This is a genomic window from Streptomyces sp. NPDC091371 (genome assembly GCF_040684275.1).
In the GTDB taxonomy this organism is placed as follows: Bacteria; Actinomycetota; Actinomycetes; order Streptomycetales; family Streptomycetaceae; genus Streptomyces.
The window spans coordinates 33508-47577 of the sequence record NZ_JBFBFP010000003.1 but is presented as its reverse complement, the minus strand read 5'-3'; the positions used below and the strand labels follow the sequence as shown (position 1 = coordinate 47577).

The following is a 14070-nucleotide window of genomic DNA, read 5'->3' as shown; positions in this document are numbered from 1 at the left end:
ATGACGAAGAGGAAGACGACGGGCCGGGTGCTGGTGGCGGGGCTCCTGTGCGCCGTCCTGGCGGCCTGCGGGACCAAGGGGGCGGGACAGGCCGCGGGACCCGCGCCCGTGCCCAGCCTGACGCCGGAGAAGTGCGCGCTCGACATCCCGACCGAGGAGCAGACCGGCGGCCCCGCCGGTCCGCCGACGGACCAGGAGACGGGCGGTTACGCGGGCCCGCCGACCGACCAGGAGACGGGTGGCCACGCGGGCCCGCCGACCGACCAGGAGACGGGTGGCCACGCCGGTCCGCCCACGGACCAGGAGACCGGCGGCTACGCGGGGCCCCCGACCGACCAGGAGACCGGGGGCTACGCGGGTCCGCCCACCGACCAGGACACCGGCTCCCCCGCGGGCCCGCCCACCGACGGCGACATCGGCAACGGCGGCGGCCCCTGCGGCCCGGCGGACTGGTTCGACATGACCCGGGACTTCACCGGCTACACCGCCAAGCACCGCGGCGAATACGACGAGTTCCTCCTCAAGGAGACCCGCGTCCGCAAGGTCCGCACCGTCGGCGAGGCGAGCATCCTCTTCAGCACCCGAGAGGTGGGCAAGGGCCGCGGGGACGTGGCACGGCGGATCGCCGAGCTGTTCGCCGCGTGGCGGCACGACGTCTACGGGGACCACGGCACGCTGGTCGTCCGTACCGGCGACGGAGTCGTCGTCACCGAGACCTGGTGATCCGGGCCGGCCACCACTCGTCCCACAGCGCGCAGTGGTGTTCGGCCCGTGCGTCCACCGTGTGGATCCCCGCCGCGCCCGGCGCCAGCGACAGCACCGACTCCGGAACCCCGTACCGCGGCCACCACGTGCCGCCCGCGCCGCCGGGGCTGCCGGTGCGGGCGAACGTCGACCAGTAGCCGGTGATCCGGTCCGCCAGCTCCCGCTGCGGCGCCGCCAGGGGAGCCATCGTGAACAGGTAGGGCAGCTCGAAGCCGTGCGAGGCCCCGTACGGCAGCCCGGCCGGCTCCGGCAGCCCCGTGAAGTTCGGCGCGTCGCGGTCGCTGAACCGGTAGGCGTACGTCGGCACGTGCCGGGCCAGCGCACCGCTGTCGCGCAGCGTCGGGCAGGTGAACGAGGCGTCGGACAGCAGGGTGGCCCAGGCCGCCGCCGGCGTCGGGTGGCCGGACACCGGATAGGCCGCCTCGACGACACGGGCGGTCGCGGCGCCGAAGGACCGCTCGAGCCGGGCCCGGTAGGCGGCGGCGTCGGCGACCGGATAGGCGGCGAGCGTCTGCGCGACGAAGATCCGCATCTCGTCGAGGGTGGTGCCCTGCACCACAGGCACCCGGTGGAACTCGCCTGCCTCCAGGGCCCGCCACGGCTCCAGCGGCAGCAGGTCGTTGCCGTACGGCACGCGCGAGAACCGCTGCATCAGCTCGGGGGTCGCGAGCCTACGGGCGTCCAGTCGGCGCAGGCAGTCCAGCACCCTGCCCGCCGGCCCGTCGCAGCCGAGCCGGCCCGCTGCCGCGGCCCCGTCCGCGACGGTCCGCCGCTCGGGCACGAAGGGCTCGTACGCGCCGAGGTCCGGCAGCAGCGAGCGCGCGGGCATCGTGGTCGAGCAGGAGCCGCTCTGCACGATCGCCTTGTGGAACAGGCCCGCCGAGGCCGGGGAGGCGAGGTGCGCGCACACGCTGAGGCCGCCCGCCGATTCGCCGAACACCGTGACGTTGCCCGGATCCGCCCCGAACCGGGCCGCGTTCGCCCGCACCCAGCGCAGCGCCGCCTGCTGGTCCGCGAGGGCGAGCGCGGGGGCCCCGCCGAGCTCCGGATGGCCGAACAGTCCGAAGACGCCGAGCCGGTAATTGACCGTCACGACCACCACGCCGCCCTGGACGGCCGGCCGCTCGGGCCGGTAGAGGTCGCCCGCGCCGTTGACGAAGCCGCCCCCGTGGAACCACACCATGACGGGTGCGGGCGGCCGGCCCGGGAGGGGATGCGCCGCCGGTGCGGTGACGTTGAGGAACAGGCAGTCCTCCGAGCCGCTGGGCCCGCCCGTCCCCATCGGCGGCAACTGCACGCACCGGGCCCCGGCGGCCCCGGCGTCCCGGACGCCCGCCCACCGGCGCGCCGGCCGCGGCGGCGCCCAGCGCAGGGCGCCCGTCGGGGGAGCGGCGTAGGGGATGCCCTCGAAGGTCCGGTACGCGCCGTGCGCCCGCCCGCGCACGACCCCCCGGTCGGTGTCCACGACCAGCGGTCCGGGAGCGGGAGCGGTCGTCGGGGCCGGCGCCGCGCCCGTGAGGAGCAGTACGGCGGGCAGTACGAGGGCCAGGAGCGGCGCGGACCACCGCCGGCGGACGGCACGCATGTCGGGCACGGCTGACGCCCTTTCCCCGTGGGGGTCGGTCGGGCCCCCGTTTGCCCGCCCCGAATGGCGCAGCGAGCGGAATCGACAGTAAATGTAACAAAGCGTGCGCTTCCCATGACGCACGATGACCGCCGCGCGACGTGTAGACCCGCGTGTCGGCGAACGGAGCTTTCCATGAATGACCCCATCACCCTCGCGGCGACGGACCACGAAGACCGCCAAGGGCCCCCCGACACCGCCGCCGCGCCGGACGAGCCCGAAGCACCGCAAGAGCCCGCAGCGCCGGAAGGCCCCGCAGAGCCCGCAGCGCCCGCAGCGCCCGCAGCGCCGGACATCCGGCCCATACGCACGCTGCTGGAGACGGCGGCCACCTGCCGCCCGCTCGAAGAGGTCACCGCGCTGGTGAGCCTCCTCAAGGAAGACGGCAGTCTTCCCGACGCCGGACACGAGGCGCTGCGCACGGCCGCCGTGACCCGGTCCGTGGAGGATGTGCAGCGGATGGTCGCCCTCCTCGGCGAGCCCCCGCACGACACGGTCGAGGCGGACATCACGCTGCGCGCGGCCGCCGTCGGGCGCCCGATCGAGGACGTCGCCCTGCTGGCGAGCATCCTCGGCCACGAGGAGAGCCGCGCACCGGAACGGCCGGCCGACCCGGTGGCGGCCGAGCCGGAGGCCCCGGCCGTGATCCACGACGAGCTGTACGAAGAGCCGTACGATCCCGGCTACTCGGAGCTCTACGACGCCCCGTACCGGCAGCGCCCGGTGCGCACCGTCCCCGTCCCCGTCCCCGTCCCCGCTCCGGCCCCGGCCCCGGCCCCCGCCCCCACCCCGGTCGCCGGGACGGCCGGCGGCTCCCAGGTGCTGCGGCACGTGCTGCGCTGGCCCGTGGCGATCGCCCTGCTGGTCAGCGGTGCCCTCCACCTGCCCGCGGACCTGGCCGCCCTGCCGTCGGCGGCCCCCGGCCGGTTCCTGCCGCTGCTGGTCACCGTGGTCTGCCTGGTGCTCGGCGCGCTGCTGGCGCTCCGGGACACCGCCGCGGTGTGGCGGGCCGGAGCCGTCACCGGCCTCGGCGTCGTCGCCCTGCACGTGGCGGGGGGCGTGGCCGGGTTCGACCCGCTCGACGGAGCGGTGGGCGGCTCCCTGGCCTGGGCGGGCGTCACCGCGATGCTGTGCGCGGCGGCCGGCGCCGTCCTCGCGGGCCTGGCCCTGAGGAACGCGCAGGAGAACTCGGCCTGACCCGGGCCGACCCGGTACGAAGCGGCACCCGGCGCTCCGAGCGCGGGGTGTCGCTTCACGTGCGGCGGGCTTCAGGGCCCGCGCCGGGTGCGGGTCCACGTCACCACCTGGTCCGCGGACCAGGTGGTGATCACGCGCTCGGGCGGAACCCCGCACTCCACGGCGCGTTCGCAGCCCAGGATCTGCCAGTCCAGCTGGCCCGGGGCGTGTGCGTCGGTGTCGATCGCGAAGAAGGTACCGGCCGCCACGGCGAGCCGCAGCAGCCGGCGGGGCGGGTCCAGCCGGTCGGGGCGGCTGTTGATCTCCACGGCGGTACCGGACTCCGCGCAGGCGCCGAAGACGGCCTCGGCGTCGAACCGCGACTCCGGCCGGGTCCGCCCCGTGACCAGCCGCCCCGTGCAGTGGCCCAGTACGTCCATCAGCGGATCGCGCACCGCCGCCAGCAGCCGGCGGGTCATCGCGGGCGCGTCCATCCGCAGCTTCGAGTGCACCGAGCCGACCACGAGGTCCAGCCGCTCCAGCAGTTCAGGCTCCTGGTCCAGCGAGCCGTCGTCGAGGATGTCGCACTCGATGCCGGTGAGCATCCGGAACGGCGCCCAGGTCTCGTTGAGCGCGGCCACGGCCTCGAGCTGTTCGCGCAGCCGCTCCGGGGAGAGCCCGCGGGCGATCGTCAGGCGCGGCGAGTGGTCGGTGAGGACGGCCCACTCGTGGCCCAGCGCTGCCGCCGCCCGCCCCATCGCCTCGATCGGGCTTCCGCCGTCGGACCAGTCCGAGTGCATGTGGCAGTCCCCGCGCAGCGCCGCCCGCAGGGCGGTGGCGGCGGGGGTGGCCGGCGGCGCCTCGGGGAGCGCGGCGGCCTCGTCCTCCAGGGTCCGCAGATAGGCCGGGACCTCCCCGGCGAGTGCCTCGCGTACGACCTGGGCCGTCTTCGGGCCGATGCCCTTGACCTGCTCCAGGGAGCCGGCCGCGGCGCGCTCGGCCAGCTCCTGCCCGCCCATCCGGCCCAGGGCGGCCGCAGCCGTCCGGAAGGCCCGTACCCGGTAGGCGGGGGCCTGCGCGCGCTCCAGCAGGAAGGCGATCCGGTCCAGCGCGGCAACCGGGTCCATCGCGTACCTCCTGACCCCCGACCCAGTGTCCGGCGGAGGAAGCGCCCGCGCCTCCCGCGGCGCCTACTCCTCCCGCGACTCCTGCGGCACGGCGGCGTCGAGGGCGGCCGTGAGGCGGTTCAGGCGCGTCTGGAGGTCGAGGATCTCGCCGAGCTCGAAGCCGGTGGCGGTCGCGATCCGGCGCGGGACCTCCACGGCCCGGGCGCGCAGGGCGGCGCCCTCCTCGGTGAGGTGCGCGTGCACGGAGCGCTCGTCCTGCGTGCTGCGCTCCCGGCGGACCAGGCCGGCCGCCTCGAGCCGCTTGAGCAGCGGGGACAGCGTCCCCGAGTCCAGCCTGAGGTGCTGCCCGAGCTGCTTGACCGGCATCTCGCCGTGCTCCCACAGCACCAGCATCACCAGGTACTGCGGGTAGGTGAGCCCGAGGTCCTTGAGGACGACGCGGTAGAGCCCCCCGAACGCGCGGCTCGCGGCGTTGAGCGCGAAGCAGATCTGGCCGTCCAGGCGGAGGAAGTCCTGGTCGGGGTGGGTGGCGGTCGGCTGCTCGGTCATGCGGCCAGTGTACCCGGGTGGACTTGCGAGGCATTTAATTGTGCACAACTGAATTGTGTGCTCTACTCATGGAGCGGGCCGACCACCGGCCACCGCAACGGTTGATTTCTGCGAGAGGAACTCCGATGGACGCGCTGTACACCGCTGTCGCCACCGCCAACGGCCGCGAGGGCCGCACCGTCAGCTCCGACGGTCAGCTCGACCTCGCGCTCGCCATGCCCCCGGCGCTCGGCGGCAACGGACAGGGCACGAACCCCGAGCAGCTCTTCGCGGCCGGCTACGCCGCCTGCTTCGCCAGCGCGCTGGGCCTCGTCGGCCGCCAGGCCAAGGCCGACACCAGCGAGGTCTCGGTCACCGCGGAGGTCTCCATCGGCAAGGACGGCGCGGGCTTCGGTCTCGGCGTCGTACTGCGCGTCGAGCTCCCCGAGTCCCTGGCGGGCGAGACCGGCACCCTGCTGGTCAAGCAGGCGCACGAGGTCTGCCCCTACTCCCGCGCCACGCGCGGCAACATCGACGTGGACCTCGTCATCGAGTGAAGATGCCGGACATCCGGCGGGCGGCCACCATGGAGGGGCACCGACCCGTACGGGGGCCGCACGCCGGGAGGCGCCCATGGCGCACACCTACGCAACGGACGTACTCGTCGTCGGCGCCGGCCCGGTCGGGCTGACGGCGGCCGTGGAGCTCCGCAGACGCGGCGTCTCCTGCCGGATCGTCGACCGGCTGCCCGCCCCGCTGCCGTTCGCGAAGGCCGTCGGCGTCCAGCCCCGCACCCTCGAACTCTGGGACCGCATGGGCCTGGTGCGCGCCGCCCTCGACGCGGCCGTCCCGTTGCGCGGCCAGCTGGCGTACGTCAACGGCGTCGAACAGCCCCGCTTCGAGATGCTCATGCCGCCCGAAGTCCCGTACGGGTTCGCGGCGCTGCCCCAGTACGAGACCGAGCGCCTGCTCACCGAGTTCCTGGCGCGCTTCGGCACCGAGGTCGAACGCGGCACCGAGCTGGTGTCGTTCGCCCAGGACGCCAACGGAGTGACCAACCGGGTCCGTACCCCCTCCGGAGCGGAGGAGGAGGTACGGACCCGGTTCCTCGTGGGCTGCGACGGCGCGCACAGCATCGTCCGCAAGGGGCTCGGACTCACCTTCGAGGGCGGCGCGTTCCCCGAGGAGTTCATGCTGGCCGACGTGGTGGTCGACTGGGACCTGCCGCACGGCTACGGCGTCCGCTCCATGCACCGCGACGCCTCCGGCGCCGTGGACGACGTACTCGTCTGCATCCCGCTGCCCGGCCCCGGCCGCTACCGGATGTCGATGAAGGTCCCGCCCGAACTGTCCACGGCGCAGCGGGTGGGGAAGGACCCCGACGCCATCACCCACGGACTGCAGACCGGCCGCGGCCCCGAACTGGCCGACATCCAGACCGTCCTGGACCGGCTCTCACCGCAGCCGACCACCGCCTCGGACATCCGCTGGTCCTCCGTCTTCCGCATCAGCCACCGGATCGTGAACCGCTACGGCGACGGCCGGGTCTTCGTCGCCGGCGACGCCGCGCACATCCACCCGCCGACCGGCGCCCAGGGCATGAACACCGGCGTCCAGGACGCCTGGAACCTGGCCTGGAAACTCGCCCTCGCGGTCGAGGGCCGTGCCGACGCCGCGCTCCTCGCCAGCTACGACGCCGAGCGCCGGCCCGTCGGCGAGGAAGTCGTGGGCCGCACCGTCCGGCACGCGCAGGAGGGCGTCCAGGCCGACCCGGAGGACCCGCGGACCCTGATGCTGCGCGAGGCCCAACTCCTCGTCGGCTACCGGGACGGCCCGATCACCGGCCCGTCGGACGAGGGCCCGGACCCGCGCCCCGGCGACCGGGCACCGGACTGCGCCGGCCTCACGGGTGAGATCGCCGCCTACCCGCTGCGCCTGTTCGACCTGCTGCGCGACCGCGACCACGTCCTGCTGCTCTACGGAGACGTCCAGGACCCGGGCGGACTCGCCCGCACGGCCCGGGAGGCCTCCGGCGGCCGTACGGAGACCATCGTCGTCCTCCCGGCCTCCTCCCTAGCCCCTCCCCCCGACGGGCTGCCCGTCTACCACGACACCGCGGGCCTGTTCGCCCGCCTCTACGCCCCGGACGGCCCGACGGCCTTCGTGATCCGCCCGGACGGCTACCTCGCCGCCCGCCTCGACCCGCCCGACGCGGCGGCCCTGCGCACGCACCTGGCGACCACCTTCGCCGCACCCTCGTAGGGGTGGTCAGTCCCAGGTGCTGACCACGACGGCAACCGGCTTGGGAAAAGGCCGGAACCGCTCGTCGATGCGGTCGAGCTCCGGTTGCCTGAGCGCCCGGATGCGCGGCGGCAGCAGAGGCCAGACGCGCGCGAGAAGGTGTCGGCACCAGACGTCGAAGTCGTACTCGGGCCTGCAGTCCGAGCAGCCGTCCGTTTCCAGCTCCGCAACGACGTCGTTCCACTCGGCGAGCAGGGAGTTGAGCGTGGGCGCTCGCCCGTCGGCCTGCCCGCCTGTGACGACGCCGACGGCTGCGCGCACCGCCTCGTACTCCTCGGCGCTCGGGACGAAATCGTCCGGCGGACCACCGTCCCCCGTCACGAACGGCCCTCCGCCTTCGCGGCCTCCCGGCGCTGCCGCTTGCCCAGCGGGGCCTGGGAGAGGTCCTCGGCCTGAGACGTGAGCTGCTTGAAGCCGTACCCCCGCTCGGTCAGCCGGCTCTCCGCGCTCAACTCGGCGCGGGCGGTCGCGTCGAGGATGTCCTCCTCGGCCTCGCCCGAGTCCAGGAACCGGAACGTGAAGAAGGGGCGGGCCGCGATGTCGTACGTCAGATGCCCCTCGGCGGTGAACGCCGCGCGCAGCACGTCGTGCTCGGGCGCCGCCGCGAGCAGCTCCGCCCGCTGGTCGTCGGTGAGGCCGTCGAAGGAGCCGCGGACGGTGATGCGGAAGGTACGGGAGCTCATCCCGGCAGGCTAAGCCGGACGCCGGCCCCGCGCACCCGGATTTCCGTCCGGATAGCGGTCGCGGCCCCCTGAAAACCGGCGCCGGGATCACGTTTTGGATTGACGGACGATCCTCAATACGATCCGGCGATGATCACAAGAAAACGGCTTGCGGCCCGGGCGTGCGGCCTGCTCGCCGCCCTCGCCGTCGGGCTCTTCCCGGCGGGCGCCAGCGCCGCCGACGGCAAGACGGCGAAGGAACCCCCCAAGGTCGACCTCGTCCTCGACGTCAGCGGCTCCATGCGGGCCAACGACATCGACGGACAGTCCCGGATGAGCGCCGCGAAGCAGGCCTTCAACGAGGTCATCGACGCCGTCCCCGACGAAGTGCGGCTCGGCATACGGACCCTGGGCGCCACCTACCCCGGCGAGGACAAGGCGCTCGGCTGCAAGGACACCAAGCAGCTGTACCCGGTCGGCCCGCTCAACCGCACCGAGGCGAAGACCGCCGTGGCCACCCTCGCCCCCACCGGATGGACGCCCATCGGTCCGGCCCTGCTGGCCGCGGCCCAGGACCTCGAGGGCGGTGAAGCCACCAAGCGGATCGTCCTCATCACCGACGGCGAGGACACCTGCGCCCCGCTCGACCCCTGTGAAGTTGCGCGCGACATCGCCGCCAAGGGCATCCACCTGACCATCGACACCCTCGGCCTGGTCCCCGACGCCAAGATCCGCGCCCAGCTCACCTGCATCGCCGAGGCGACCGGCGGTACCTACACCGCCGTGCAGCACAAGGACGAACTCTCCAGCAGAGTCAGACAATTGATCGACCGGGCCGCCGAGCCCGTCGTCAACCCGGTGGCCACCGAGGGCGGCAAGCAGTGCGCGAACGCCCCGCTGCTGAAGCCCGGCCTGTACAGCGACCGCGAGACCTTCGGCGAACACCGCTGGTACCGCGTCGAGGTCCTCCCCGGCCAGGAACTGCGCGCCTCCGTGAGCATCGCCGCCGACCGCGCCGTCAACCGGGACTACGGCGTCCTGCTGCGCGCCACCACCCTCCACGGCCGCGAGATCGTCCGCGGCTCGGAGGCCGGCGACGGACGCACCGACGTCATCTCCACCGGCCTGCGCTACCCGAAGGCCGAGGCCGACGGGGCCGACGCCGACACGAAGCCGGCCGCCGAGACCGTCTGCGTCCAGGTCAGCAACTCCTTCTCCGCGCCCGCCTCCGTCAAGACCACCCCGGGCATGCCCGTCGAGCTGACCGTCGAGCTGGTGGACGGCCCCGACACGGCCTCCGACGTCGCCTCCTTCGGCCTCGGCCGCGGCTGGTGGCTGCTCGCCGCCCTGGCGCTCGCCGGACTGCTGGCGGGTCTGGTGTGGGGCTGGATCTCGCGCTGGCGCATCTCCGTCTGGAGGACCAACTGATGCGTACCGTACGCACCCTGACCGCCGCCCTGCTGGCCGGCGCCGCCGCCCTCGCGGTGGCGGGCTGCACGGCCGAGGCGGACAGCCCCTCGGCCTCCGCGTCGCCCACCGCGCCGGCCACGGCGACCCCCGCCGGCAACGCGGGCAAGACCGAATCGGCGCCGACCGAGGCGGGCACCGGCTTCCGCACCGCCACCGCCTTCCGCCCGGGCCAGCGGGCCACGGCCGACGCCTCCACCGGCGACTACCTCTACTGGGTGCTCCCCCTCGACGCCCAACAGCGCGCCACGGTGAAGGCCACGGTCACGCTGCCCCAGTCCGCGACCCGGCACGGCGCCGCGAGCTGGCAGATCGACGTGTACGACGGGCTGCGCCGCCGCCAGGCGTGCATGTACGGCGCCGAGACCCGCGCCGCCGCCAAGGAGGCGGCGACGGTCGAACTGTCCTGCACCCTGCGCACGGTCCGCGCCTCGGCCGAGCCGTGGTCCAACGACCCGCTGCCGGGCAGCTACTACGTACGCCTGACCGTCGCCGAGCTGCCGGACGAGGACAAGGGCCTGCCGGTACGCGCGGCAGTCGAAGCCGAGGTGAAGGAGGCCGGCGGCGCCTACGCGGTGGACGGCGCCCTCTCCGCTCCGCTGGTCCCCGCCACCGTGACCGGCACCCTGCGCGAGCCGGAGGGCGGCTGGTCCGGCGGCTGGTGGTCGGACCGCTGGATCTGGACCGCGGCCGGCGGAGCCCTCGCGGCCCTCGCGGGCCTCTTCGGGTACTCCCTCACACGCGGCTCGGGCCGCCCGTCCAGGGTCCCGCCGCAGGGCTGACCCGGCAGCGGGCGGGGCCGTACGGCACTCCCGTACGGCCCCGCCCGCACCCGCACGTCTAGGGTTGGCTCAACATCACGGAAAGCAAGGGGAATTGATGAACGGGGACGTGGCGGGCGGAGTCTTCCAGCCATTGGAGGGCGACGATCCGCCGATGGTGGCGGGCTACCGGATCGCCGCCAGGCTCGGCTCCGGCGGCATGGGCAAGGTGTACCTGTCGCACACACCGGGAGGCCGGCCGGTCGCCATCAAGGTGATCCGGCCCGAATTCGCCGAAGACCCCGAGTTCCGGCGCCGGTTCCGCCAGGAAGTCCAGTCCGCCCAGCGGGTCCAGGGCCTGTACACCGCACCCGTCATGGACAGCGACACCGACGGCCCCAACCCCTGGCTCGCCACCGCCTACGTACCGGGCCCCACCCTCTCCGCGGCGGTCGCCGAACACGGCCCGCTCCCGGCCAGGACCATCCTGATGCTCGTCGCCGGGATCGCCGAGGCCCTCCAGGTCATCCACGGGGCGGGCATCGTCCACCGCGACCTCAAGCCCTCCAACGTACTGCTCGCGGTCGACGGCCCCCGGGTCATCGACTTCGGCATCGCCCGGGCCGCCGACGCCACGTCGCTCACCGCCAGCGGAGTCGCCGTCGGCACCCCCGCCTTCATGGCCCCCGAGCAGGCCGCCGGCCGCGAGATCAGCGGCGCCACCGACATCTTCGCCCTCGGCCAGGTCGCCGCGTACGCCGCGCTGGGCGCGCCCGCATACGGTGAAGGGCCCTCGCACGGCGTGCTGTACCGGATCGTGCACGAGGAGCCGGACCTCTCCGGGATCCCCGCCGAACTGCGGCCGCTGATCACGCGCTGCCTCGTCAAGGACCCGGCCGGGCGGGCCTCGCTGACCGAGATCCTCGACCTGTGCCGCACCGCCGCCGACCAGACCCAGCTGCGCCGCCCGGAGGACTGGCTGCCGGGAGGGATCGCCGCGGGCATCTCGAACCGCCAGGAAGTCCCTGGCCCCGGTCCCGACGCCCGCGGTCCCGACCGCGCCGGCAGCGCCACCCGCACCCCCGGCCGCACCGCCCGTGGCCCAGCCCGCGTTCACCCCCACCCCGGCACCGCAGCCGCCCACCCCGGCACCGCAGCCGCCCACCGCGGCACCGCAGCCGCCCACCCCGGCACCGCAGCCGCCCACCCCGTACCCCTCGGGCGCCGCCCACCCCGCTCCGCATCCCGCCCAGCCGGTCACTCCGCCCCGCCCGCAGGGCTACGGCCCGTCCGGGTCCTTCGGGCCGCCGCAGGCCACGTACGCGCCGCGCCCGACGGCGCCCGTACCCGTCCAGATGCCGCTCATCCAGGTGGGCACGCCGCACCCCCCGAAGCGGCGCAACCGGACCGCGATCATCCTGGTCTCCGTCTTCGGCGGTCTGCTCCTGCTCCTGGCCGGTTGCGGCGCCATGCTCAACGCCATCGGCAAGAGCACCCGCGGCTCCTACGCTGACGGCGCCGACCGAGCCACGCCGACGGCCACGGCCAAGGGGCAGCCGCGCCCCGACCCCCAGCCCGTCGTCTCCAAGGACTTCAAGCTCCCCAGCGGCTACCACCTCAAGTTCGCCGACGACGCGCTGGAGCCACACGACGGCACCAAGGACGACTTCTACTACTACTGCGCCTTCCAGGACTGCGAGTTCGGCGTCTCCCAAGCCAAACTGGCGCGTCTGGACAGCGGCACCGAGGGCTCGCTCCAGGCCTGCCGCCAGGAGACCCGCTTCACCAGCAAGATCCCGGTCGAGGCACTCTCCAAGGGCGGCGCGATGTGCGTGAAGAGCGAGGAAGGGACCATCGCCCTGGTCGTCTACAAGTCCAGCTCGACGAAGAACGACCCGAGCAGATACGTCACCCTCGACGTGACGATCTGGCGGGGCGCGGCCCGCAAGGACTGAGGGCCGCGCGCCCACCCTGCCTAGCGCAGCCGGGTGAGCCTGGCCCAGAACGAGGGCTCGGCCGGCTTCCCGCGCACCGCCACCGGCACGCGCTTGGCCCCGTCCCCGTCGCCCACCGTGAGGACGCCGACCTCGGCGCCGTCCTCGGCCGCGTGCGGGACGGTGCCGGCCTCGGCCGCGACGCCGAGCGAGAGCCGCATCCGCTGTCCCGGTACGCCGATCACGTTGAGGTCCTTCGCGGCCACCAGCGGGGTACGGCCGCCGAGCCCGTCGTCCACGTACCCGACCGTCTGCCCCTTGCGGACGGCCGGGGACGCGGCCAGTGCCGCCCGGACGGCCTCGATGACCTTCCGGCTGTTCTCCTTCACCAGGACCAGGCTGTCCCGGCCGTCGGGGTCCGGGCCGTCCGCGTGCTGGTCCATCATCGTGCCGAGCACCATCGGCGTCTCGTCGCCGACGGACTTGTACGCGGCCCACATCAGCGTCCCGCCGGCCGGCGTGCTCGAACCGGTCTTGATGCCCCGGATGCTCAGACCCGTCGCGGTGAGCAGGCTGTCGTTGTTGTTGTAGATCGGCTTGGGCAGGCCCTTGATGGTGGCGTTGGGCATGGCGACGACCGAGCGGAACGCCTCGTCCTTCATGACGGCCTCGGCGAGCTTCAGCTGGTCGACGGCGGTGCTGACGGTGCCCGCGTCCAGACCGCTGGGGTCCGTGTACGTGGTGTCCTTCATCCCGAGTTCCTTGGCGGCGGCGTTCATCTTCGCGACGAACGCGGTCTCGTCACCGCTGCCGGTGTCCCAACGGGCGAGCAGGCGGGCCACGTTGTTGCCCGAGGGGATCATGAGCATCTTGAGCATGTCCTGCTGGCTGAACTTCGTACCGGCGGTGAGCCCCTCGATGCGGGACTCGTGCTCGGAGTTGCCGTCGGCCACGGCCTTCGCGTCGACCGCGATGTCGGGGCCCGCGTCGGCCTTGTTGCGCAGCGGGTGCCCCTTGAGGATCACGTACGCCGTCATCACCTTGGCGACGCTCGCCGTCGGGACGGGCTTCTGCTCGCCGAAGGTAGCGATGTCACCGGAGCCGGGGACGCGGACGGCCCCCTGGCCCTTGGCGGGCCAGGGGATGGAGAGCTGCCCGTCGAGGACGTGCACGGGCTGGTCCGCGACGAGCTGCGGGCCGGGCAGCGGCCGCAGCAACTGCGCGCCGACGAACACGCCGCCGAGGAGCAGCACGATGGGCGTCCACACCTTGACCCGCCGCACGAGGGTCCGCCGGGGCGTCTCGGCCGGGGGAGCGGTATTGGTCAACTCGGCCGACAACTCCAACGCGCCCCCACCCCCGGCCCCGGCCTCGGCCCGGGCCCGGGCGTCGGCCCCGGCTTCGGCCCGGGCGTCGGCCCCGGCTTCGGCCCGGGCGTCGGCCCCGGCGTCGGCCCGGGCGTCGGCCCCGGCCCGGGCCCCGGCCCCGGCTTCGGCCCGGGCGTCGGCCCGGGCGTCGGCCCCGGCGTCGGCCCGGGCGTCGGCCCGGGCATCGGCCCCGGCTTCAGCCTCGGCCTGGGCTCCGGCTTCGGCCCCGGCTCCGGCTCCGGCCTGGGCCCCGGCTCCGGCTCCGGCCTGGGCTCCGGCTCCGGCTTCGGCCTGGGCTCCGGCTCCGGCTTCGGCCTGGGCTCCGGCTCCGGCTTCGGCCTGGGCTCCGGCTCCGGCT

Annotated in this window: 12 protein-coding genes and 1 pseudogene; 7 read left to right on the top strand and 6 right to left on the bottom strand. The window is 74.4% G+C overall.

Going from position 1 to position 14070, the window contains the following annotated elements:
• The gene (locus AB0O21_RS05440; RefSeq protein ID WP_365166502.1) at window positions 1-723 is read left to right on the top strand and encodes a hypothetical protein; all 723 of its coding nucleotides are present in this window, start codon (window positions 1-3) and stop codon (window positions 721-723) included.
• On the opposite strand, the gene AB0O21_RS05435 is transcribed toward AB0O21_RS05440, so the two are convergent.
• Entirely contained in the window at window positions 707-2350 is a 1644-nt protein-coding gene (locus AB0O21_RS05435; protein ID WP_365167120.1) for a carboxylesterase family protein, read from the bottom strand. The genes AB0O21_RS05440 and AB0O21_RS05435 overlap by 17 nt on opposite strands.
• Before the next feature lie 174 nt (window positions 2351-2524).
• Between AB0O21_RS05435 and AB0O21_RS05430 the strand changes: the two genes are divergently transcribed.
• A complete protein-coding gene (locus tag AB0O21_RS05430; RefSeq protein WP_365166500.1) occupies window positions 2525-3586 on the top strand; it encodes a hypothetical protein in 1062 nt (353 codons plus the stop codon).
• Between the two features lie 71 nt (window positions 3587-3657).
• Here AB0O21_RS05430 and AB0O21_RS05425 read toward each other — a convergent pair whose 3' ends face one another.
• Window positions 3658-4692, bottom strand: coding sequence for a PHP domain-containing protein (locus AB0O21_RS05425; RefSeq protein ID WP_365166498.1), 1035 nt, complete (start codon window positions 4690-4692; stop codon window positions 3658-3660).
• Between the two features lie 63 nt (window positions 4693-4755).
• On the bottom strand, window positions 4756-5241 hold the full coding sequence (locus AB0O21_RS05420) for a MarR family transcriptional regulator (protein ID WP_365166495.1): 486 nt from the start codon (window positions 5239-5241) through the stop codon (window positions 4756-4758).
• Between the two features lie 125 nt (window positions 5242-5366).
• Here AB0O21_RS05420 and AB0O21_RS05415 point away from each other — a divergent pair, with 125 nt between their 5' ends.
• Window positions 5367-5777, top strand: coding sequence for an organic hydroperoxide resistance protein (locus AB0O21_RS05415; RefSeq protein ID WP_328929362.1), 411 nt, complete (start codon window positions 5367-5369; stop codon window positions 5775-5777).
• 76 nt (window positions 5778-5853) lie between these two features.
• Entirely contained in the window at window positions 5854-7482 is a 1629-nt protein-coding gene (locus AB0O21_RS05410) for an FAD-dependent monooxygenase (protein ID WP_365166492.1), read from the top strand.
• A gap of 6 nt (window positions 7483-7488) precedes the next feature.
• Here the strand turns inward: AB0O21_RS05410 and AB0O21_RS05405 are convergent, their stop codons facing one another.
• Window positions 7489-7842, bottom strand: a complete 354-nt coding sequence (locus AB0O21_RS05405; RefSeq protein WP_365166490.1) for a hypothetical protein — start codon at window positions 7840-7842, stop codon at window positions 7489-7491.
• Complete coding sequence (locus AB0O21_RS05400) at window positions 7839-8204, bottom strand: DUF6204 family protein (protein ID WP_365166487.1); 366 nt, start codon at window positions 8202-8204, stop codon at window positions 7839-7841. Before AB0O21_RS05400 ends, AB0O21_RS05405 begins: the two co-directional genes overlap by 4 nt.
• Before the next feature lie 129 nt (window positions 8205-8333).
• Between AB0O21_RS05400 and AB0O21_RS05395 the strand changes: the two genes are divergently transcribed.
• From AB0O21_RS05395 to AB0O21_RS05385, 3 genes and pseudogenes are all read left to right on the top strand, one after another.
• A complete protein-coding gene (locus AB0O21_RS05395; protein WP_365166485.1) occupies window positions 8334-9611 on the top strand; it encodes a VWA domain-containing protein in 1278 nt (425 codons plus the stop codon).
• A complete protein-coding gene (locus AB0O21_RS05390; protein ID WP_365166483.1) occupies window positions 9611-10432 on the top strand; it encodes a hypothetical protein in 822 nt (273 codons plus the stop codon). Before AB0O21_RS05395 ends, AB0O21_RS05390 begins: the two co-directional genes overlap by 1 nt.
• Before the next feature lie 97 nt (window positions 10433-10529).
• A pseudogene (locus tag AB0O21_RS05385) lies at window positions 10530-12366 on the top strand (serine/threonine-protein kinase).
• Window positions 12367-12386: 20 nt separating this feature from the next.
• Here the strand turns inward: AB0O21_RS05385 and AB0O21_RS05380 are convergent.
• Window positions 12387-14070 (bottom strand): serine hydrolase (locus AB0O21_RS05380; RefSeq protein ID WP_365166480.1); only part of this gene is annotated, 1684 nt, incomplete at its 5' end.